This is a genomic window from Janthinobacterium sp. BJB426 (assembly GCF_002735705.1).
GTDB lineage: Bacteria > Pseudomonadota > Gammaproteobacteria > Burkholderiales > Burkholderiaceae_D > Janthinobacterium.
In genome coordinates, this window is record NZ_PDZL01000004.1 from 153,167 (window position 1) to 174,253 (window position 21,087).

Annotated in this window: 17 protein-coding genes; 13 read left to right on the top strand and 4 right to left on the bottom strand. The window is 59.5% G+C overall.

Annotated elements, in window-relative coordinates:
* The first annotated feature begins 63 nt into the window (after nucleotides 1-63).
* The 4 genes from rsmD to CSQ93_RS08505 all read left to right on the top strand — a co-directional run bounded on the left by rsmD (nucleotide 64) and on the right by CSQ93_RS08505 (nucleotide 2,320).
* Nucleotides 64-723 (top strand): 16S rRNA (guanine(966)-N(2))-methyltransferase RsmD, encoded by a 660-nt coding sequence (gene rsmD / locus CSQ93_RS08490; RefSeq protein WP_099377693.1) that lies wholly within the window; start codon nucleotides 64-66, stop codon nucleotides 721-723.
* A gap of 112 nt (nucleotides 724-835) precedes the next feature.
* The gene (coaD, locus tag CSQ93_RS08495; RefSeq protein WP_034752633.1) at nucleotides 836-1,333 is read left to right on the top strand and encodes a pantetheine-phosphate adenylyltransferase; all 498 of its coding nucleotides are present in this window, start codon (nucleotides 836-838) and stop codon (nucleotides 1,331-1,333) included.
* 14 nt (nucleotides 1,334-1,347) lie between these two features.
* Nucleotides 1,348-1,611, top strand: coding sequence for a YfhL family 4Fe-4S dicluster ferredoxin (locus CSQ93_RS08500; protein ID WP_035823425.1), 264 nt, complete (start codon nucleotides 1,348-1,350; stop codon nucleotides 1,609-1,611).
* A gap of 112 nt (nucleotides 1,612-1,723) precedes the next feature.
* Entirely contained in the window at nucleotides 1,724-2,320 is a 597-nt protein-coding gene (locus tag CSQ93_RS08505) for a chalcone isomerase family protein (RefSeq protein WP_099377694.1), read from the top strand.
* Between the two features lie 81 nt (nucleotides 2,321-2,401).
* Here the strand turns inward: CSQ93_RS08505 and CSQ93_RS08510 are convergent, their stop codons facing one another.
* Nucleotides 2,402-2,707, bottom strand: a complete 306-nt coding sequence (locus CSQ93_RS08510) for a hypothetical protein (RefSeq protein ID WP_099377695.1) — start codon at nucleotides 2,705-2,707, stop codon at nucleotides 2,402-2,404.
* Between the two features lie 192 nt (nucleotides 2,708-2,899).
* Between CSQ93_RS08510 and CSQ93_RS08515 the strand changes: the two genes are divergently transcribed.
* Complete coding sequence (locus CSQ93_RS08515) at nucleotides 2,900-3,880, top strand: LysR family transcriptional regulator (protein ID WP_034752642.1); 981 nt, start codon at nucleotides 2,900-2,902, stop codon at nucleotides 3,878-3,880.
* Between the two features lie 51 nt (nucleotides 3,881-3,931).
* On the opposite strand, the gene CSQ93_RS08520 is transcribed toward CSQ93_RS08515, so the two are convergent.
* On the bottom strand, nucleotides 3,932-5,488 hold the full coding sequence (locus tag CSQ93_RS08520; protein ID WP_099377696.1) for a methyl-accepting chemotaxis protein: 1,557 nt from the start codon (nucleotides 5,486-5,488) through the stop codon (nucleotides 3,932-3,934).
* A 205-nt stretch (nucleotides 5,489-5,693) separates the two neighbouring features.
* Nucleotides 5,694-6,149, bottom strand: coding sequence for an Lrp/AsnC ligand binding domain-containing protein (locus CSQ93_RS08525; protein WP_010393827.1), 456 nt, complete (start codon nucleotides 6,147-6,149; stop codon nucleotides 5,694-5,696).
* Nucleotides 6,150-6,355: 206 nt separating this feature from the next.
* Between CSQ93_RS08525 and putA the strand changes: the two genes are divergently transcribed.
* A complete protein-coding gene (gene putA / locus CSQ93_RS08530) occupies nucleotides 6,356-10,009 on the top strand; it encodes a trifunctional transcriptional regulator/proline dehydrogenase/L-glutamate gamma-semialdehyde dehydrogenase (RefSeq protein WP_099377697.1) in 3,654 nt (1,217 codons plus the stop codon).
* A 75-nt stretch (nucleotides 10,010-10,084) separates the two neighbouring features.
* Here putA and CSQ93_RS08535 read toward each other — a convergent pair whose 3' ends face one another.
* Nucleotides 10,085-10,861: a 5'-methylthioadenosine/adenosylhomocysteine nucleosidase gene (locus tag CSQ93_RS08535; protein ID WP_099377698.1), complete on the bottom strand. Its 777-nt coding sequence runs from the start codon at nucleotides 10,859-10,861 to the stop codon at nucleotides 10,085-10,087.
* A gap of 1,452 nt (nucleotides 10,862-12,313) precedes the next feature.
* On the opposite strand from CSQ93_RS08535, the gene CSQ93_RS08540 reads away from it, so the two are divergent.
* The 7 genes from CSQ93_RS08540 to CSQ93_RS08570 all read left to right on the top strand — a co-directional run bounded on the left by CSQ93_RS08540 (nucleotide 12,314) and on the right by CSQ93_RS08570 (nucleotide 21,054).
* Nucleotides 12,314-13,939 carry a GMC family oxidoreductase gene (locus CSQ93_RS08540; protein ID WP_099377699.1) on the top strand — a complete coding sequence of 542 codons (1,626 nt, stop codon included), beginning with the start codon at nucleotides 12,314-12,316 and terminating at the stop codon, nucleotides 13,937-13,939.
* 133 nt (nucleotides 13,940-14,072) lie between these two features.
* The gene (locus tag CSQ93_RS08545; RefSeq protein WP_034783853.1) at nucleotides 14,073-14,843 is read left to right on the top strand and encodes an ABC transporter ATP-binding protein; all 771 of its coding nucleotides are present in this window, start codon (nucleotides 14,073-14,075) and stop codon (nucleotides 14,841-14,843) included.
* Nucleotides 14,843-15,565 (top strand): ABC transporter ATP-binding protein, encoded by a 723-nt coding sequence (locus CSQ93_RS08550; RefSeq protein ID WP_099377700.1) that lies wholly within the window; start codon nucleotides 14,843-14,845, stop codon nucleotides 15,563-15,565. The genes CSQ93_RS08545 and CSQ93_RS08550 overlap by 1 nt, the downstream gene beginning before the upstream one ends.
* A 76-nt stretch (nucleotides 15,566-15,641) precedes the next feature.
* Entirely contained in the window at nucleotides 15,642-16,850 is a 1,209-nt protein-coding gene (locus CSQ93_RS08555; RefSeq protein WP_099377701.1) for an ABC transporter substrate-binding protein, read from the top strand.
* A 164-nt stretch (nucleotides 16,851-17,014) separates the two neighbouring features.
* The gene (locus CSQ93_RS08560) at nucleotides 17,015-17,899 is read left to right on the top strand and encodes a branched-chain amino acid ABC transporter permease (protein WP_034752662.1); all 885 of its coding nucleotides are present in this window, start codon (nucleotides 17,015-17,017) and stop codon (nucleotides 17,897-17,899) included.
* 31 nt (nucleotides 17,900-17,930) lie between these two features.
* Nucleotides 17,931-18,911, top strand: a complete 981-nt coding sequence (locus CSQ93_RS08565; RefSeq protein ID WP_035823444.1) for a branched-chain amino acid ABC transporter permease — start codon at nucleotides 17,931-17,933, stop codon at nucleotides 18,909-18,911.
* A gap of 76 nt (nucleotides 18,912-18,987) precedes the next feature.
* Nucleotides 18,988-21,054 (top strand): 3-hydroxybutyrate oligomer hydrolase family protein, encoded by a 2,067-nt coding sequence (locus CSQ93_RS08570; RefSeq protein WP_099377702.1) that lies wholly within the window; start codon nucleotides 18,988-18,990, stop codon nucleotides 21,052-21,054.
* Nucleotides 21,055-21,087: the final 33 nt, after the last annotated feature.

Sequence of the window (21,087 nt, forward strand, 5' to 3'; positions counted from 1 at the left end):
GCGCCAGCAGGGGGGAGGGGGCCATATGCTATAGTGGCCGCCATCGAATTGAAGAAGTCCCCCATGCAAAAGAAGATCAAGAAACCCGCCAAAGTCCCCGTCCACCACGCGCCGCCACCGAACCAGGTGCGCATCATCGGCGGCCAGTGGAAGCGCTCCGTGCTGCCTGTTTTGCAGGCACTGGGACTGCGCCCGACACCCGACCGGGTGCGTGAAACCGTATTTAACTGGATCAATCACTTGCGTGACGGCGACTGGTCCAACGCCCAGGTGCTGGACCTGTTCGCTGGCAGCGGCGCGCTGGGCTTCGAAGCGGCCAGCCGCGGCGCAGGCTCCGTCACCATGGTCGATACGCACACACCCGTGGTGCGCCAGCTGGAAGAGAATAAGGCGAAATTGCGCGCCGACAATGTCCAACTGCTGCGCGGCGACGCCCTGCTGACGGCGCAAGGCCTGGCAGCGCGCGGCCAGCGCTTCGACCTGATCTTCCTCGATCCCCCCTACCAGCAGGATTTCCTCGCGAAAGTGTTGCCCTTGTGCGCCAACCTGCTCAAGGAAGGCGGCATGGTGTACGCGGAATCGGGCTTGCCGCTGGTCTTTGACGAGAATAGCGAGCTGGAAAAACCGGAGTGGATGGCGCCATGGGAAGTCATCCGCGCCGACAAGGCGGGCACCGTTTATTATCATTTGCTAACTTACAACAAAGTGCCGGCAACTGCCTGAATCTGCCTATAAATGAGGCAAAAAAGCTCCCTGGCCCGAGGCACTGCACCAAGGTGGTCACCAATTTCAGGCATAATGCGCGTCTATATTGGTGCATCGTCAGGGAGCCGCAATGGTTGTAGCCGTTTATCCAGGAACATTCGATCCGCTCACGCGCGGTCATGAAGATTTGGTGCGCCGCGCATCGGGTCTGTTTGACAAGCTGATCGTCGGTGTCGCCGACAGCAAGAACAAGCAACCGTTTTTCTCGCTCGACGAACGCCTGGAAATCGCCAATGAAGTACTTGGCCATTACCCGAACGTGCAAGTGGAAAGCTTTTCCGGCTTGCTCAAGGATTTCGTGCGCAAGCATGAAGCGCGTGTCATCGTGCGCGGCTTGCGCGCCGTTTCCGACTTCGAGTACGAATTCCAGATGGCGGGCATGAACCGCTACCTGCTGCCCGATGTCGAAACCATGTTCCTGACGCCATCCGACCAGTACCAGTTCATTTCGGGCACCATCGTGCGCGAAATCGCGGCGCTGGGCGGCGACGTCTCCAAGTTTGTCTTCCCCTCGGTGAACCGCTGGCTGCAAAACAAGATTGCCGCCAACGCTGCTTCATCGCAATAAGTAAGAGTGAAATCATGGCATTACTGATCACCGACGAATGCATCAATTGCGACATTTGCGAGCCCGAGTGCCCGAATGACGCGATCTACATGGGCGCGGAAATCTACGAAATCGATCCCAACAAGTGCACCGAATGCGTGGGCCACTTTGACGAGCCGCAATGCCAGCAAGTGTGCCCCGTCAGCTGCATCCCCTTCAATCCCGCCTGGCGCGAAAGCCCGGAGCAATTGATGGCCAAGTACGAACGCCTGCAAGCTGAACTTCCCGCCAAGACTTAAGCTTTTCTCCCGCGCCACTTCTGGGCCACTTCTGCGTGGCGCCAGCTTCTGCCAACTGTTCTACACTGTGTGCTGACTTATCCACAGCCCATGGTTTCCACGGAGGTAGAAGATGCAAATAAGCACATCCCGTTTGGGCCGCTCCCTCGCGGCCGCCTGCCTGAGCGCCGTCCTGGCACAGCCGGCGCTGGCCGTCGAGATCGGCGGCGTCAAGCTGGACGACACGGTGCAGCTGGCCAGCCGCGAATTAAAACTCAACGGCGCCGGCGTGCGCTACAAGGTCATCTTCAAGGTCTACACGATCGCCCTGTACCTGCCGGAAAAGAAAACCCAGCTGGCCGACATCCTGGCCCTGCCCGGACCGCGCCGCCTGGAAATCGTCATGCTGCGCGACATCACTTCCGACGAACTGGGGCAAGCCTTCATGCAGGGCTTGAAGCGCAGCTCCGACCAGGCCGACCGCACGCGCCTGCTGAGCCAGACGATGCAATTCGGCGCCATGTTCGAAATGGTGCCCGGCCTGAAAAAGGGGGACATTCTCACCGTGGACTGGCTGCCGGAAGAGGGGACATTGTGCAAGCTGAACGGCAAGCAAGTGGGCGACACGGTGCCGGACCTGGCTTTTTACAATGCGCTGCTGAAAATCTGGATCGGCGCCCATCCGGCCGACACCTTGCTACGCGCGCATTTGCTGGGCGATATGGCTTAAAGCGGCCTGAAGCGGCCTACACGAAAACGCGGGCGTAAAAAAAGCCGGTGCATGCCGGCTTGTCTTTCTGCAACAGCGGGCTTATGCGCGGGTCGACAGGGCGCGCAGTTCGGCGGCATTGCTTGGCGACACGCCATCCATCTTGCCCAAGGTGCGCTGCAAAGCTTGCGCTTCGCGCATCTGCTGGCGTGCCAGGCGCTCTTCGCGGCTCAGCTTGGGGCGCACCACCAGCATCATGGCGCGGGCGATGCCCACCAGCAAAGGCTTGAACAGCAGGGCGAAGGCGCCCACGGCGACGATCACCAGCACGAGTTGCAGGGCGTTCAGCAGGGAAATCTCCAGCACGGGTGCGGATACTGCGTACAGGGCGGAGGCGAAGGTAGACATAGTGTTCCAGTGCATTATAGAATTTGCCAGTACTATAGTGCAGTGCAACATATAAATCTAATTCCATTTCTTGATACCAATTATATGAATCGTGAATGGAAAACTGTAATATTTTTTGACGAGTGAAAATATTCGTGCCCGGCGCGGTTTACACTCTTAAGTAATCAATTCAACTTTTATCTTGGGCTTTCCATGAGTTTTCTGACGCTGGATCTGAACTTGCTGCGTGTTTTCGACGCCGTCATGACGGAACAAAACCTGACGCGCGCAGCCGGCCACCTGGCGATGACGCAGCCGGCGGTATCGAACGCCATCAAACGCCTGCGCGAGAGCCTCGGTGACGAATTGCTGATCCGCACGGCGTATGGCGTGAAACCCACGCCCCGCGCCGAAGCGCTGTGGCCATCCGTGCGCTCGGCCCTGGCCAGCCTGGAAGCGGCTGTCACACCGGAAACCTTCGACGTGTCGAAGACCCACGCCACCTTCCGCATGGCCATGGCCGATGCGACGGCCGCCTTCTGGCTGCCGTCATTGATGCGCTCGATCGAACGGGAAGCACCGGGCGTCAACGTGCGCATGATGCCGCTGACCACGCGCGAACCGCGCCCGATGCTGCTGCGCGGCGATATCGACCTGGCCGTCGGCTTCTTTCCTGGCGTGGCGGCACAATTGTCGAGCGAAACCGGTTCGCCCATCCGCCACGAGCGCCTGTATTCCGGCAAGTATGTGTGCGTGATGCGGCGCGGCCATCCGCTGGCCGACAAGGAATTGACCCTGGATAACTACTGCGCGGCGAACCATTTATTGGTGAGTTTTTCCGGCCGCGCGCATGGCTTGATCGACGAGGCGCTGTCGCAGATCCACCGCGAACGGCGCATCTTGCTGACGGTCAACCAGTTCTTCACGGCTGGAAGAGTCGTCGCCAATTCCGACCTGATCACGGTCTTGCCGCGCCATTTGATCGCCTCGACGGGCATGACGGAGTCCTTGCTGTACAAGGATTTGCCATTGACCTTGCCAGCCGTCCACCTGGACATGCTGTGGCATGAGCGCGACGCCCGCAGCCCCGCCCACAAATGGCTGCGTAATCACCTGGAAAGCATGAACACGCCCACTTTACGGACGGCGACGGCGGCCGGCGGCGGCGTGGCGCCGAAACCGCATATTGAGTAAGTTTTCTGCCAGCACCAAAAAAAACGCCTGATCAGACATCAGGCGTTTTTTTTATGCGTGGCTGCTGGACCGGTAACCAATCCTGAAACCGCCCCAGTGCTTGCCCTCGACGTGGATGGGCACGGATAAATCGTGCATGACTTCGCCCGTGTCGCGTTTATAGGTCTGCAACAGGAACGCCCTGGTATTGCTGCCGCAGCGCTTGCCCGTACGGTCGCTGAAGATGCGCTTGGTGCGGTTATTCACCATATCGGTGGCGTAGTCACCCGTCAGCGGCTGCGAGAATTTCTTGTTGTGTGTCGGAAAATAGCCATTGTTGTCGACGGCGCCCGCATACGCCAGATGGGGCAATGCCGCCAGCACGCCTTCCTGCAGGTCGGGCAGCACCTTGTCTGTAAATGCGTCGAACTTCGTGTTGTGCTTGGGCGGATTGGTATTCGGGATGGGGCGGTAGTGGCGGTCGAACAGGGCTTCGCGCGTGATGCGCCCCGACGCGATGGCTTGCTCGAACAATTTGCCCACTTCGCGCGCGGCGCGCTGGGCCGCCTCGCGGATCTCGTCGTGCGGCGTGGCCACGCTCGATTCGCCGAGGGCGCCGGCGATCACTTCGGCCCGCTCGGCCAGGGCCATGGCCGACTGCGTGGCGCGCGGCAATTCGGCATTCGTCGACAGCATGCTGTCGCGGATTTGCAGGATGGCGTCGGCGATCAGTTGCGTCGTCTCGACGTGTTCGCGCGAGGCGCGGGCGATCTGCCCGATCTCGTCCTCCGACTCGCCCGACGATTCTTCGATATGGCTGAGCGAGGCATGCACGCTTTCCACATTGCGCGCCGCTTCCGTGACGCCGGCCGCCAGCGAACTCATGCCGCGTGCGGCTTTTTCCGACTGTTCATTGATTTCGCGCACCATCACGCTGATTTCATCGGAGGCTTCCTTGGTGCGCTGCGCCAATTGCCGCACTTCCCCGGCCACCACGGCAAAACCGCGGCCGTGTTCGCCAGCGCGCGCGGCCTCGATGGCGGCGTTCAGCGCCAGCAAGTTGGTGCGCGCGGAAATATCGGAAATGGCTTCCGTAAAGCCCGTGATGCGTTTGGATTTTTCCTGCAAGCTCAGCATGTTGCTGGAAGCGCCTTGCGCTTCTTCGCGGGCGCTATTGATGCGACGCAAGCCTTGGTCCACTTCGGCGCGCGCCGCCACGCTTTCCACGCGCACGCCGGCGGCCACCTTGGCGGCCCGTTCCGCATTGGCGGCGATCTTTTCCGTCATGGCGGCATTTTGTACGGAGCTGTCGGCGATGTCGCTGGCCGTGCGCACGTCGAGTTCCACCTTCTGTTTGACGGAATCGACAAAATACGAGGTTTCCGCCGCGCCGATCATGATGGCATCGATGGCGTTGCCCACCGTGTCGGCGAACTGGTGCAAGCCCGGCTCGCCGCGCGGACGGCCGGCAAAGGCCAGCAGTGCGGCGCCGATGGCGGCGGCCACGCAGGCAATCAGATAGGGATGGTCGCCGCCCGACAGCAGCAGATAGGCCAGGCAACAGGCGATGGCCATGGCCAGGATCGTGAATACAAAGAAACGCACCAGCTGATGCTGCAACTGCTTCATTTGTCCCCCGCTGCGCGAACCCGTCACGTCCCGTTGAGGGGACGTGCTGTAACCGTATGCGGGGCGGGCACGATTGCCCACCTTGCACCCTGAAGTGACCGTCTGCGCGGCGTTTCAGGCGGCTACCGGATAGCAGAATTGTAGTTCTACCCTACAACATTTGTTCCGATAGCTCAATCAGAAAAGTGGGACGGCTACACCAAGGTCACTTAATTGGCAATTTGGTGGTGTTTTTGACCTCTTCCATGACGGCGTAAGTGTGGGTTTCCCGCACACCTTTCTGCAACAGCGTCTTGCCCAGGAATTCGCGGTAGGCGGCCATGTCCTTGACGCGCGCCTTGACCAGGTAATCGAAACCGCCGGCCACCATATGACATTCCAGTACCTCTGGAATGATTTGTACGCTATGCTTGAAGGCATCGAACACTTCCGGTGTCGTGCGATCGAGCACCACTTCGATGAACACCAGCAGCGACACGTCGAGCAGCTGCGGGTTTAACTGGGCCGTATAGCCCATGATGTAACCGGATTCGTGCAACTTGCGCACGCGCTCCAGGCAGGCCGCCGGCGACAGGTTCACGCGCGCGGCCAGCTCCACATTGCTGATGCGTCCATCGCTCTGCAATTCCATCAAGATTTTCTTACTGATCTTGTCCAGCATTCCTATCACCCCCAAATTAATATTATTTGGTTAAATTGTCGCATCAAAAACTATCTATTGCTAGTCCCCTGTATTACCAGAATTAATCCATAAGAATCCCCTTTACAATCGAATCATCTTAACGTCCGACTTTCTGTATTTTTTTGCACCAAAAAAGAGCAAGAATTACGTCAGTTTTCGTCCCCTTTTCCTTGTAAAGAGCACTTATGCACCCTGCAGGCCCCTCGGCTTTTACCCCGATTCCTTTTGCTGCGTTCCAGGCAGAAATCCTGCCCGAAGCGACACCACAACGCGCCGCCATCACCGCCGCCTATAGGCGCGACGAGGTTTCCGCCGTGCAGTGGCTGTTGCAACAAGTGCGCCCCAGCAGCACCGAAACGACGGCCGAAGGACAAGCGCTGGCGCACCGTCTGGTCTCGAACGTGCGCCAAAAACGCACACGCGCCTCCGGCGTCGATGCACTGATGCACGAGTTCTCGCTGTCGTCGGAAGAGGGTGTTGCATTAATGTGTCTGGCTGAAGCGCTGTTGCGTATACCCGACAGTCAAACGGCCGATCGCCTGATTGCCGACAAAATCAGCAAGGGTGACTGGAAGAAACACCTGGGCGAATCGCCGTCGCTGTTCGTCAACGCGGCCACCTGGGGCTTGCTGATCACGGGCAAACTGGTCAGTACCAGCAGCGAATCGGGCCTTGGTTCGGCCATGACCAAGCTCATCGCCAAAGGCGGCGAACCGCTGATCCGCAAGGGCGTCGACCTGGCCATGCGCATGCTGGGCAACCAGTTTGTAACGGGGCAAACCATCGAAGAAGCGTTGAAGAACAGCCGCGAGAATGAAACGCGCGGCTATCGCTACTCGTACGACATGCTGGGCGAGGCGGCCCTGACCCAGCAGGACGCGGCCAATTACTATGCCTCGTACGAAACGGCGATCCACGCCATCGGCAAGGCCTCGAACGGCCGCGGCATCAAGAACGGCCCCGGCATTTCCGTGAAACTGTCGGCCCTGCACGCCCGCTACAGCCGTGCCCAGCGCGCCCGCGTCATGGAAGAATTGCTGCCGAAAGTCAAAGCGCTGCTGTTGCTGGCCAAACAGTACAACATCGGCTTCAACATCGATGCGGAAGAAACGGACCGCCTGGAACTGTCGCTCGACCTGATGGAAGCACTGGCTTTCGATGCGGACCTGGCCGACTTCGACGGCATCGGCTACGTGGTGCAGGCGTATCAGAAGCGCTGCCCATTTGCCATCGACTACCTGATCGACCTGGCGCGCCGCAGCGGCCGCAAGTTCATGGTGCGCCTGGTGAAAGGCGCATATTGGGATGCGGAAGTCAAACGCGCGCAAGTCGACGGCCAGGAAGGCTATCCCGTCTACACGCGCAAGGTCTACACGGACGTTTCTTACCTCGTGTGTGCGCAAAAACTGCTGGCCGCCAGCAAGCTGATCTATCCGCAATTTGCCACGCACAACGCGCAAACCCTGTCGACCATTTATACCTGGGCGAAACGCGACGGCATTACCGACTATGAATTCCAGTGCCTGCACGGCATGGGCGAGACCTTGTACGACCAGGTCGTCGGTCCGGACAACCTCGACAAGCCGTGCCGTATCTACGCCCCTGTCGGCTCGCATGAAACCCTGCTGGCCTACCTGGTGCGCCGCCTGCTGGAAAACGGCGCCAACTCGTCGTTCGTCAACCAGATCGTCGACGAAAGCGTGGCCATCGATAGCCTGATCCGAGATCCGCTCGAGCAGGCGCGCCTGCAGGGCGGCTTGCCGCACCCGTCGATTCCGCTGCCGCTGGACATGTTTGGCAGCGAACGCAGGAACTCGGCCGGCCTGGACCTGTCGAATGAAGACACTTTGCGCACCCTGGCCACCGGCCTGGCGCAGCAGCAGACTTGGCAGGCAGCGCCGCTGATCGATGGCGCCGTCAGCCTGAATGGCCCCACGCACATGCTGCACAACCCGGCCCAGCACGACGACGTCGTGGGCAAAGTCATGGAAGCCGGTCCGGCCGACGTGGAAACGGCCCTGGCCAGCGCCAGCGCGTATGCCATGGATTGGCAAACGACGGAACCGTCGATCCGCGCGCAAGCCTTGCTGCGCGCGGCCGACCTGTTCGAAGAACACCACATCGAGCTGATGGCCCTGGCCGTGCGCGAAGCGGGCAAGTCCCTGCCGAACGCGATCGCGGAAATCCGCGAAGCCGTCGACTTCCTGCGCTACTACGCGGCACAGGTGGAACACGCGCCGAATACCCTGGCGCTCGGTCCCGTCACCTGCATCAGCCCGTGGAACTTCCCGCTGGCCATCTTTACGGGCCAGCTGGCCGCCGCACTGGCGGCAGGCAACGTGGTGCTGGCCAAGCCAGCCGAGCAAACGCCGCTGATCGCCCACCGCGCCGTGCAATTGCTGCATGCGGCCGGCGTGCCGCGCGGCGCGCTGCAATTTTTGCCCGGCAGCGGCGAGGTCGTTGGCGCGGGCCTGTGCAATGACACGCGCGTGAAAGGCGTGATTTTCACGGGCTCGACGGAAGTGGCGCAATTGATCAACCGCAACCTGGCGGCGCGCGCCGTGGCCGAAGGCATCGACATTCCCCTGATCGCCGAAACGGGTGGCCAGAATGCCCTGATCGTCGATTCGTCCGCCTTGCCGGAACAAGTGGTGCAAGACGTGATGTCGTCCGCTTTCGATAGCGCCGGCCAGCGCTGCTCGGCCTTGCGCGTGCTGTTCCTGCAAACGGAAATCGCCGACAAGACCATCCACATGCTCAAGGGCGCCATGCAGGAATTGCGCGTTGGCAATCCTGACCGCCTGGCCACCGATATCGGTCCCGTCATCGATGCGGAAGCGCAAGGTAACTTGCTGGCGCACATCAACAAGATGAAAACCATGGCCATCGATCACTATTCGCTCGATTTGCCGACCGTCAAAGGCACGTTCGTCGCCCCGACCGTGCTGGAAATCAAGTCGCTGGCACAATTGACGCAAGAAGTCTTCGGCCCCGTGCTGCACGTAATCCGCTACAAGCGGGCCGAACTGCCGCAACTGGTGCAATCGATCAACGACAGCGGTTACGGCTTGACCCTGGGCATCCATACGCGCATCGATGAAACCATCGATTTCATCACCAAGCGCGCGCATGTGGGCAATATTTATGTAAACCGCAACATCGTCGGCGCCGTCGTCGGCGTGCAACCGTTCGGCGGCGAAGGCAAATCGGGCACGGGACCGAAAGCCGGTGGCCCCCTGTACCTGAAACGCCTGCAACGCAATGCGCCGGCCGGCGCGCAGCACCAGCGCCAAGCGCCGCCAGCCCTGGATGCGCTGACCGTCTGGGCAAAGATGCATGGCCACGACAAGGTCGAGCAACTGGCACAGGACTATGCGCGCACCACCTTGCTGGGCAGCACTACCGTCTTGCCAGGCCCGACCGGCGAACGCAATACCCTGAGCTTTGCCGCGCGCGGCACGATACTCTGCGCGGCAACCACGTCCGGCACCTTGATGAACCAGCTGGCGGCCGTGCTGGCCACCGGTAATCAGGCCCTGGTACTGGCGCAAACGCCGGATCTGATTCCCGGCGACTTGCCGGCCGCGCTGAAAGACCGCATCCAGGTCGTCAGCAACCTGGAGTCGGTCAAGCATGATTTCCAGATCGCCATGATCGAGCCTAGCCTTGATGGCCAGCTCAAACCGCTGCTGGCGGCACGGGAAGGGGCCCTGGTGGGCACCATCGCCACCACGCAGGAGGGTGCCATCCCCCTGTGGCGCCTGGTCGCTGAGCGGGCGCTGTGCGTGAATACGACGGCAGCAGGCGGAAATGCCAGCTTGATGATGTTAAGTGTCTAAATTTTAAGCAGACAGTTAACGCGGAAGGGCAGAACCAGTGGTTCTGCCCTTTTTTTATGCACGCTAGCTGAAAAATCAGCCAGCCAGGCGCTGGCACAATTGCTGGATCACCGTCAACGCATACGGCGAGGCGACGGTTTGCACAAAACGCATGAAGTCGACTGCCGCTTCTTCGTTGGCGTTGTCGGAAATGGTGCGCATGACCGTAAATGGCACGCCCAGTTCAAAACACACTTGCGCCACGGCGGCGCCTTCCATTTCAACGGCCAGCAGGTCGGGGATATCAGCTTTGAGCTGGTTCACATGCGCGGCGCTGCTGATGAACTGGTCACCGCTGGCGATCAGGCCGCGGTGGACCTGTGCGTGCTGCAAGCCAAATTCCACGATATGCGCTGCCTTGAGCACGCTGGAGACATCGTCACGTAAGAAATCTTCGGCTGCACCAGCCAGTTGCGTGCTCAGTTCCAGGTCCGTGGCAAAACGCTGCAAGCCTGTCAGCGGCACTTCGAAGCGGGGAAACAAAGGGCGGGCGTCCATATCGTGCTGCAGCAGCGCTTCGGCCACCACGATATCGCCCACTTTCACGTGTTTATCCCCACTGCCTGCCACGCCGGTGAAGACGATGTGGGTAACTCCGTACTTTTCCACAAGGATAGAAGCTGTCATGGCAGCGGCAACCTTGCCCAGACGCGACAGGACGCACACAGCGTCGATATTCCACAGGGTTCCCAGGGTGTAGTCGCGCATGCCGTGCGAACGCCTCTGGGGGCCTTGCATGGCTTCTACGAGCCCCTGCTGTTCTTCGTGCAAGGCACTGATGATGCCTAAACGCATATTTTTGTGTGAATTCATGCTGTTTTTACAGGTTTTGGGGATTGCCAGACGGTTTACATGGTGAAAACAGCCGTTTCGGCGACTTTTCCACCGTTCGCGTTTGTCTCTGTGTTTTAAATAAAGATGTATACATAAAAATAGTAGTGATAGTAAACGGCCATTTTTTTGTGGATAAGTCGGTATACCATCGAAAAATCATCGACTTAGCGCACAAAAAAGTAGGCGCACAAGCATTGTATCTATGGAGGACTTATTTGGGATAAAAATCGGGCTGTGGACAAAGATCGACTTTTCCCACATCTCATCCTGTGGATATGCAGGCACTTATCCACACCAGCAAGCAAAAATCACGGGTTTTCTTGCTGTAGTGGCATGTTTGACGTGCTTCGTCTGCATTGATTGTGTTCTGGTAATCCAGCTTGAATGACCACGAGCGCTGTTCTTTCATACACCTTGGCATCCAGGTGATTTCTGAAGACGGTTTGGCAGTGGGTCGTACTGTCCGTCGTTGACTTCTTTTTTTGATGTTTTTGCATACTTTTGGGAAATATCCCCGGACTTCCGCTTTTTTTGTCGGTTTAGAATAGATCTATATATAAAAATAGTAGTAATAGTAAACGCGTTTTTTTCTGTGGATAAGTCGTTTTTTTTCAACAGGATCAACCGTTTACGCGAAAAATAAAACGTGCATAATCGCTGTATCACGCGAGGAGCAAAATTGTATAAAATGCGGGTCTGCGCATAACTTCGTGTTTACTCACAAGTCATCCTGTGGATATCAAGTGACTTATCCACAATCGTTGTAAATTTCCCCTCTTTTCAACATCGAACCGCTTGCTGGCACTGTGCCCGCTCAGGTCTGTTGACGTTTCCATTTTGCAAAACGGTTTGGCAGTGCAGTGCGCGTGATGCTGGCCGCGCCGGTTTTCGTTGCTCAGTTGTTGGCTCGATTTTTTTTAAGAACAAAAGGCGCTTGCAGTTTTTTTTGAAGACAGGCTTGCACACCTTCTTCAAGGGAAGGGCAGGCAAAGCGAGCTTGTCGGGTTTACCTTAATAAGTTGGTATACAAGAATAGTAATAGTAGTTAACGGGCGCCTCTTCTGTGGATAAGTCCTGATTTATCCTTGTAAACAATCGCTTGGCGTACGGATAAGCGCTGAGTAAGCGTTGTATCTGCCTGGGACGGTTTCTGGACAAAAAAATGTTGCTGAAAAAATTTTTCGTTTACGCACATATCGTCCCTGTGGATATCCATACGGTTATCCACAGCTCGCAGCCCTTGTTTTGCTGTTCTTTTTGACCTTTTCCCATATAGTCGGCCACGATTAATGTCGCCCTGGCTCGGCACTGGTGGTAATCTCAAGGCGGCTCAGCAGCCATGCATGCAGGAAGAAAGACAGACTCTGGTAATGGGACGCGGCGGGGAGACACGCTGCGCGACAGCTTGATGGCATACCGAAAGGAGCTTCATTGGAATCGGCAGGCGAATACGACTACATCATCGTGGGCGGCGGCACGGCAGGTTGCGTGCTGGCCAACCGGCTCACGCGCGACAAGGATGCCAGCGTTTTACTCGTGGAAGCGGGCGGCAAGGACGATTACGTGTGGATCCACATCCCCGTCGGCTATCTGCATTGCATCGGCAATCCCCGCACGGACTGGCTGTATTCCACGCAGGCGGACGCGGGATTGGGTGGGCGCAGCCTGATGTATCCGCGCGGAAAAGTCCTGGGCGGCAGTTCATCCATCAACGGCATGATCTACATGCGCGGCCAGGCCGGCGATTACGACCACTGGGCCGACTTGACGGACGACGCTTCCTGGCGCTGGGACAAGGTCTTGCCGCTCTTTAAACAAAGCGAGGATTATTACGGCGGCGCCTCGGAAAACCACGGTGTCGGTGGCGAGTGGCGCGTGGAAAAACAGCGGCTGTCGTGGGATATTTTGAACGCGTTCCGCGATGCGGCGCAGCAGGTCGGCATTCCGAAAACCAGCGATTTCAATGGCGGCGACAACAGCGGCAGCGCCTATTTCGACGTCAACCAGCGCCGCGGCATCCGCTGGAATACCTCAAAAGCATTCCTGAAACCGGCATCGCGCCGCCCGAACCTGACCATCATGACGGGCTGCCACGTGGAACGATTGCTGCTGGAAACGACGGAGTCGGGGCCCCGTTGCACAGGCATTGTATTTACGGGCGGCGGCACGCAGTGGCAGGCGACGGCCCGGCGGGAAACCTTGCTGACGGCGGGCGCCATCGGTTCGCCGCAATTGCTGCAACTGTCCGGTATCGGCCCGGCCGCCTTGCTGCAGCAGCATGGCATCGCGCCCGTGCTGGACTCGCCTGGCGTGGGCGGCAATTTGCAAGACCATCTGCAGCTGCGCATGGTATACAAGGTGCAGGGCGTGAAAACCCTGAACATCATGGCGGGCAATATGCTGGGCAAGATGCAGATCGGCTTGCAATATGCGCTGTTCCAGAGCGGGCCCATGTCGATGGCGCCGTCGCAGCTGGGGGCGTTCGCCAAGTCCGATCCGCTGCAAGCCACACCGAACCTGCAATACCACGTGCAACCGCTGTCGCTCGACAAATTCGGCGAACCCTTGCACGCGTTTCCCGCGTTTACGGCCAGCGTCTGCAATCTGCGTCCCACTTCGCGTGGCCACGTCCACATCGCGTCGGCCGACAGCTACGCGGCGCCGAAGATCGTGCCCAATTACCTGAGTACCGAGCAGGACCGCAAAGTCGCGGCCGATGCCTTGCGCCTGACGCGGGCCATCGCCGCCGCACCGGCCCTGAAACAATTCTCTCCGGAAGAATACAAGCCCGGCGTGCAATTCCAGAGCCAGGAAGAACTGGCGCAGGCGGCCAGCCAGATCGGTACCACCATTTTTCACCCGGTGGGTACTTGCCGCATGGGCCCGACCAGCGATGCCTTGAGCGTGGTCGACAGTCAGTTGCGCGTGATTGGCGTGGCTGGACTGCGCGTCGTCGACGCGTCGATCATGCCGTACATTACTTCTGGTAATACGAACTCGCCCACGGTGATGATCGCGGAAAAAGCGGCGCAAATGATACACGCGGCCTGGAAATAGCTGAGTAAAGGCGCGCGTTTGCGCCATTCGGGCTGGCGAAAAATCCCCGTAGTTATACTGTATTGTGCGTTAAATTTAAGTTGTGTATTATAAAAATGACTAAGTAGTACAAAAAGTACAACTAGGAGACACGATGTCAAACGTAATCTTGGAAACAAGAAATTTGACCAAGGAATTCAAGGGTTTCACCGCTGTGAGCGAGGTGAACCTGAAGGTAGAGCGGGGCCATATCCACGCCTTGATCGGTCCGAACGGCGCCGGCAAGACCACGTGCTTTAACTTGCTCACCAAATTCCTGGTCCCCACTTCCGGACAGATCCTGTTCAATGGGAAAGATATCACGGCGGCCAAACCGGCCCAGATCGCGCGTATGGGCGTGATCCGTTCCTTCCAGATTTCCGCCGTCTTCCCGCATCTCTCCGTGCTGCAGAATGTACGCATCGGCTTGCAGCGCCAGCTCGGTACCTCGTTCCACTTTTGGCAAAGCGAACGGTCCTTGAACCAGCTTAACGACCGCGCCATGGCCTTGCTGGCCGAGGTCGACCTGACGGAGTTTGCCGACACCATCACGGTCGACATGCCCTACGGGCGCAAGCGGGCGCTGGAAATTGCCACCACCCTGGCGATGGAACCGGAAATGATGCTGCTCGACGAACCGACGCAAGGCATGGGCCACGAAGACGTGCACCGCGTGACGGAACTGATCAAAAAGGTGTCGGCTGGCCGCACGATTTTGATGGTCGAACACAATATGAGCGTGGTTTCCGGCATCTGCGACAAGATTTCTGTCCTGCAGCGCGGCGCCATGCTGGCCGAAGGCAGTTACGCGGAAGTGTCGCGCAATCCGCAAGTGATGGAAGCGTACATGGGCACCACCCACGCGGAACTGGAAGGGGCACATTGATGACCGCTAGCAACAAGGCCCCCGCACTGGAAATTGCACAGCTGCACACCTGGTATGGCGAATCGCACATCCTGCACGACGTCAACCTGAAAGTGGAGCAGGGCGAAGTGGTGACTTTGCTGGGCCGTAACGGCGCCGGCCGCACCACCACCTTGCGCGCCATCATGGGCTTGACGGGCGCGCGCACGGGCTCGATCAAAGTCAATGGCGTCGAAGCGATAGGTTTGGCCACGCACAAAATCGCCCACCTGGGCATCGGGTATTGTCCCGAAGAGCGCGGCATTTTTTCCTCGCTGTCGACCGAGGAAAACCTGCTGCTGCCGCCGACCCTGGCCAGCGGCGAGAAGGGCATGTCGGTGGAGGAAATCTACGCCATGTTCCCGAACTTGCAGGAACGCCGCCACAGCCAGGGCACGCGCCTGTCGGGCGGGGAACAGCAGATGCTGGCCGTGGCGCGCATCCTGCGCACGGGCGCGCGTTTGCTGCTGCTCGATGAAATTTCCGAAGGCCTGGCGCCCGTCATCGTGCAAGGGCTGGCGCGCATGATCACCACCCTGAAAGCGAAGGGTTACACCATCGTCATGGTGGAACAGAATTTCCGGTTTGCCGCGCCGCTGGCGGACCGGTTTTATGTGATGGAGCACGGTCAGATCGTCGAGACTTTTGCTGCATCCGAACTGGAGGCCAAGATGCCGGTATTGACCGAGCTGCTTGGCGTGTAGTCCCCATGTAGTCTGTTGTACTCGTCATCGTCCAGCAATCGACTGAATAGCAAACAATAATCCCAACGGAGACACTATGAAACGTAACGCTATCGCCATTGCCACCGCCACCCTGTGCGCACTGGGCTTGTCCGCCGCCGCGCATGCCCAGGTATCGGGCGACACCATCAAGATCGGCTTTATTTCCGACATGTCGGGCGTGTATTCCGACGTCGACGGCTTAGGGGGCGCGGAAGCCATCAAGATGGCGATCGCCGATGCCGGCGTGGTACTGGCCGGCAAGAAGGTGGAATTCATTTCCGCCGACCATCAAAACAAGGCTGACATCGCCGCCTCGAAAGCGCGCGAATGGTTCGATCAGCAGGGCGTCGACATGCTGATCGGCGGCACCAATTCCGGCGCCAGCCTGGCCATGGCCAAGGTCGCGGCGGAAAAGAAAAAAATCTTCATTGCCATCGGTGCCGGTTCCTCGCGCCTGACGAATGAAGAGTGCACGCCCTACACCGTGCATTACGCCTACGACACGGTGGCGCTGGCGCGCGGCACGGGCGGCACCATCGTCAAGCAGGGCGGCAAGAGCTGGTACTTCATGACGGCCGATTATGCGTTTGGCCACTCGCTGGAAAAAGACACGGCCGAAGTCGTCAAGGCGGCCGGCGGCAAGGTGTTGGGCAGCGTCAAGCATCCGCTGGGCGCCTCCGATTTCTCGTCCTTCCTGCTGCAGGCGCAGGCAGCCAAGCCGCAAATCCTGGGCCTGGCCAATGCGGGTGGCGACGCCATCAACAGCATCAAGGCGGCCAACGAGTTCGGCCTGACGAAATCGATGAAACTGGCTGGTCTGCTGATCTTCATCAATGACATCCATTCGTTGGGCTTGAACCTGACGCAGGGCATGTACCTGACGGATGGCTGGTACTGGGACTTGAATGCGGAAACGCGCGCCTGGTCGAAACGCTATTTCGCCAAGATGAAGAAAGAGCCGTCGATGCTGCAGGCGGCCGACTATTCGGCCGCGGCCAACTACCTGAAAGCCGTCAAGGCGATCGGCACGGATGATACCGAGAAGGTCATGGCGTATCTGAAGAAGACCAAGATCAACGACATGTTCACCCAGAATGGCGAAGTGCGTCCCGATGGCCGCATGGTGCACGATATGTATTTGATGGAAGTCAAGAAACCGTCCGAGTCGAAATATCCATGGGATTACTACAAGGTGGTCGCCACCGTGCCCGGTGCACAGGCGTATGTGACCAAGGCCGAGTCGAAGTGTTCGTTGTGGAAGTAACGCTGTAGCCATACCTCCAGCGGATCGCCCGCCTGTGCGCGGGTGGTCCGTCCTGCATGCGCTTCGCTCGCAGGGTTCGCCTTGCGCTGCCGCACCCGTTTGCGGTGGCGCGTTTCCCTTGATACCACACCGCTACTCGGCGGTGCTTTTTATACTGTGATGCCATGGAAATTTTCGGCGTTCCAATACAAGCGATGATGAGCCAGCTGCTGCTGGGTCTCGTCAACGGCTCGTTCTATGCCATGTTGTCCCTCGGTCTGGCCGTCATCTTCGGCTTGCTTAACGTTATTAATTTCTCGCACGGCGCCATGTACATGATGGGCGCCTTCCTGGCCTGGATGGGCCTCAGTTATTTCGACATCAATTACTGGGCCATGCTGGTCATCGCCCCGATCCTCGTCGGCCTGGTCGGCATCCTGATCGAAAAGACCATGCTGCGCTGGCTGTATAAACTCGACCACCTGTATGGCTTGCTGCTGACCTTTGGCATCACCCTGATCATGGAAGGCGTGTTCCGCTCCTTCTATGGCGTCTCGGGCCAGCCGTATGCAGTGCCCGAAGCACTGGCCGGCGCCACGGACCTCGGTTTCATGATCTTGCCGAACTACCGCGCCTGGGTGGTGATCGCCTCGCTCTCCGTCTGCCTGGCGACCTGGTTCGTCATCGAAAAAACCAAGCTCGGTGCCTACCTGCGGGCCGGCACGGAAAACCCGAAACTGGTGGAAGCGTTCGGCATCAACGTGCCGCTGATGGTGACGTTGACGTTCGGCTTCGGTGTGGCGCTGGCCGGTTTCGCCGGCGTGCTAGCGGCGCCGATCATCCAGGTCTCGCCACTGATGGGCTCGAACCTGATCATCGTCGTGTTTGCCGTGGTGGTGATCGGCGGCATGGGTTCCATCATGGGCTCCATCCTGACGGGCCTGGGCCTGGGCGTGATCGAGGGCCTGACCCGCGTGTTCTACCCGGAAGGCTCGGCCACCGTGGTGTTCGTAGTGATGGTCATCGTGCTGCTGCTGCGTCCCGCCGGCCTGTTCGGCAAAGAAAAGTAATCCTCATCAGTCATGTATTGGAGCTACCACGATGAATAAGAATGTAGGCTACGCCATTGCCTTGCTGCTGGCGTTGGCGGCCCCGTTTTACGGCTATCCCGTCTTCCTGATGAAGCTGCTGTGCTTTGCCCTGTTTGCCTGCGCCTTCAACTTGCTGATCGGCTACACGGGTTTGCTGTCGTTCGGCCATGCGGCCTTCTTTGGCGGCGCCGGCTATGTCACCGGCTACGCGCTGCGCACCTGGGGCTGGCCGACGGAACTGGGCTTGCTGGCCGGCGTCGCCACGGGTGCCTTGCTGGGCCTGGTGATTGGCGGCCTGGCGATCCGCCGCCAGGGCATCTACTTTACGATGATCACCCTGGCGCTGGCACAGATGGTGTACTTCCTTGCCTTGCGCCTGCCGTTCACGGGCGGCGAGGATGGCTTGCAGGGTGTTCCACGTGGAACCTTGCTGGGCACGATAGACCTGGGCAATGACACCGTCTTGTACTATGTCGTGCTGGCCATCTTCGTGGCCGGCTTCGCCCTGATCGTGCGCACCATCCACTCGCCGTTCGGCCAGGTGCTCAAGGCGATCAAGGAAAACGAACCGCGCGCCATCTCGCTCGGCTACGACGTCAACAAGTACAAGCTGATGGCCATCGTCCTGTCGGCCTCCTTGGCCGCGCTGGCCGGCGCCACCAAGACGTTGGTGCTGGGCTTTGAGACGTTGACCGACGTGTATTGGGGCATGTCGGGCCTGGTCGTGCTGATGACACTGGTGGGCGGCATGGGCACCTTGTCCGGTCCCATCCTCGGCGCCGTCTTGATCATCGCGCTGGAGAACAAGCTGGGCGATGTCGGTACCTATCTGGCCACGCACACGGGCATCGAGTGGTTCGGCACCCTGGGCGAATCGGTGGGCATGGTGACCGGCGTGATCTTCGTCATCTGCGTGCTGATGTTCCGGCGCGGCATTGTCGGCGAAGCCATCGCGCGCTTTGGCGGCAGGCCAGCCAAAGCCGCTGTCTGATTTTCAAGCAACGCCGGACGGATCGTCCGGCGTTTTTCATTGTGCGTCCACTGTTACTTTAACGGAGAGTACCACCATGCAAACGACGATCACGCGCGCGGGCACTAGCGCAAGCCTGTGCACCTTGCTGGCATTGGCAGCCTGCGGCAGCAACCATGCGCCGGAAGAACTGAACCAGATGCCCGGCTACCTGGGCACCATCACGCGGGCCGACTATGACGGCAAGACGAACGATCTGCTGACGGCTGGCCTCGGCAAGACGGGGCTGGCGGGAGCAACTCCCGCGTATGCGAACGTGGAACAGCCGACACCGCTCGAACTGCGCCGCAATGCGATTTACGCCAATTACCGGGCCGTGCTCGACATTGCTGCCAACAGCGGCTACGGCACCTTGTACGGACCAAATGTCGATGCCAACGGTAGCATCGGCACGGGCGAGGGCCTGGTTGCCGGCAGTGAATACATCGCCTATGCCGACGATGGCACGGGCAAGAAGAATGTCACCTTGATGGTACAGGTGCCGGCCAGCTTCGATCCGGACCACCCCTGCATCGTCACGGGCACGTCGAGCGGCTCGCGCGGCATTTACGGCGCCATCGGCAGCTCAGGCGAATGGGGCCTGAAAAAAGGCTGCGCCGTGGCGTATGCCGACAAGGGTTCCGGCACGGGCCTGTACGTGTTCGAGGACGACAGCGTCAACCTGCAAAATGGCGTGCGCGCGGGCAGGGTGGCCGCCGGCAAGAATGCGCTCTTCGCGCCGGAATTGAGCGATGCCGACCGCCTGGCCTGGGCGGGCAGCAATCCGAACCGCATCGCCTTCAAGCATGCGCACTCGCAGCAGAATCCCGAGAAGGACTGGGGCAAGGTCACCTTGCAGGCGGTCGAGATGGCATATTATGTGTTGAACGAGCGCTATGGCGTGCTGGCCCGCGACGGCAGTTCCCACCTGGTGCGCCTGACACCGAAGAACACCATCACGATCGCCTCGAGCATTTCCAACGGCGCCGGCTCGGCCTTGCTGGCGGCGGAACAGGATACGCAAGGCTTGATCAGCGGCGTGGCGGCCAGCGAGCCGCAGATCCAGCCGACGGCGTCGACTGCCTACAGCGTGCGCCAGGGCGGGGCGGTGGTCGCCAATCACGGCCGCGCGCTGTTCGACTACGCCACCTATGCGGCCTTGTATCAGCCGTGCATCGCCTCCGTGGCCGGCAATGCGGGACGCTGCACGGCGCTCGTCAGCAAGGGGCTATTGAACGGCGCCGACCTGGCCGCACAGCAGGCGGACGCGAAGCAGCGCTTGCGCGCGTATGGCTGGCTGCTTGATGCCGATCCGCTGCAGGCAGCGCACGCGGGCACGAATATCCTGGTGGCCGTCACGTATGCGTATGCCTACGGGAAATTCCCCGTGACCGATAAAGTGTGCGGTTTCACGTTTGCGCAGACGGACGGCGGCGGCAATCCGATCGCGTTTACTTCGGCACAGAAGGCGGCCAGCTTTGCCGCGCAAAACGGCATCCTCGGTAGTGTCGTGTACGAGAACAGTGTAGGCGGCGCCAGGGTCTACACGGCCGGCGTATCGCCGTCAAACAGCCTGGCGGACCAGTCGCTCGATGGCTTCCTGTGCCTGCGCAGCCTGGCGACGGGACGCGATACCGTCAGCGGCGCCAACTTGCAAGGCACCTTGGCCGGGCAAAGCGTGCGCGTGCGGGCAGGCATGGCCGAAGTGGCTGCCAGTGGCAAATTGAATGGCAAGCCGGCCATCATCGTGCACGGCCGCAGCGATACCTTGATTCCCGTGAATCACGCTTCGCGCGCCTATCTGGGCTTGAACGCTGCCGTGGAGGGGAGTAATAGCAAGCTGCGCTACATCGAAGTGACGAACGCCAACCACTTCGATTCCTTCAGCAGCGCCTTGCCGACCTTGATCGTGCCGCTACACGTCTACCTGAATCGGGCGCTTGACGCCATGTATGCGCATTTGTCCGCCAAGCAAGCCTTGCCGCCATCGCAGGTGGTGCGGACGGTGACGCGCGCCGATGCGTCGACCCTGATCACGAATGTCAACGTGCCGGCGATTGCGGCAACGCCGGCACCTGGCAATGCCATCAGCGTGACGGGGACTGTCGTCGATATTCCCAACTAGGCTGTATTTCCTGTGGAAGCTGCGGCCACGTTT

Coding starts and splice junctions, on each gene's coding strand:
- rsmD (WP_099377693.1), top strand. CDS start 64: ATGCAAAAGAAGATCAAGAAACCCGCCAAAGTCCCCGTCCACCACGCG.
- coaD (WP_034752633.1), top strand. CDS start 836: ATGGTTGTAGCCGTTTATCCAGGAACATTCGATCCGCTCACGCGCGGT.
- CSQ93_RS08500 (WP_035823425.1), top strand. CDS start 1,348: ATGGCATTACTGATCACCGACGAATGCATCAATTGCGACATTTGCGAG.
- CSQ93_RS08505 (WP_099377694.1), top strand. CDS start 1,724: ATGCAAATAAGCACATCCCGTTTGGGCCGCTCCCTCGCGGCCGCCTGC.
- CSQ93_RS08510 (WP_099377695.1), bottom strand. CDS start 2,707: ATGTCTACCTTCGCCTCCGCCCTGTACGCAGTATCCGCACCCGTGCTG.
- CSQ93_RS08515 (WP_034752642.1), top strand. CDS start 2,900: ATGAGTTTTCTGACGCTGGATCTGAACTTGCTGCGTGTTTTCGACGCC.
- CSQ93_RS08520 (WP_099377696.1), bottom strand. CDS start 5,488: ATGAAGCAGTTGCAGCATCAGCTGGTGCGTTTCTTTGTATTCACGATC.
- CSQ93_RS08525 (WP_010393827.1), bottom strand. CDS start 6,149: ATGCTGGACAAGATCAGTAAGAAAATCTTGATGGAATTGCAGAGCGAT.
- putA (WP_099377697.1), top strand. CDS start 6,356: ATGCACCCTGCAGGCCCCTCGGCTTTTACCCCGATTCCTTTTGCTGCG.
- CSQ93_RS08535 (WP_099377698.1), bottom strand. CDS start 10,861: ATGAATTCACACAAAAATATGCGTTTAGGCATCATCAGTGCCTTGCAC.
- CSQ93_RS08545 (WP_034783853.1), top strand. CDS start 14,073: ATGTCAAACGTAATCTTGGAAACAAGAAATTTGACCAAGGAATTCAAG.
- CSQ93_RS08550 (WP_099377700.1), top strand. CDS start 14,843: ATGACCGCTAGCAACAAGGCCCCCGCACTGGAAATTGCACAGCTGCAC.
- CSQ93_RS08555 (WP_099377701.1), top strand. CDS start 15,642: ATGAAACGTAACGCTATCGCCATTGCCACCGCCACCCTGTGCGCACTG.
- CSQ93_RS08560 (WP_034752662.1), top strand. CDS start 17,015: ATGGAAATTTTCGGCGTTCCAATACAAGCGATGATGAGCCAGCTGCTG.
- CSQ93_RS08565 (WP_035823444.1), top strand. CDS start 17,931: ATGAATAAGAATGTAGGCTACGCCATTGCCTTGCTGCTGGCGTTGGCG.
- CSQ93_RS08570 (WP_099377702.1), top strand. CDS start 18,988: ATGCAAACGACGATCACGCGCGCGGGCACTAGCGCAAGCCTGTGCACC.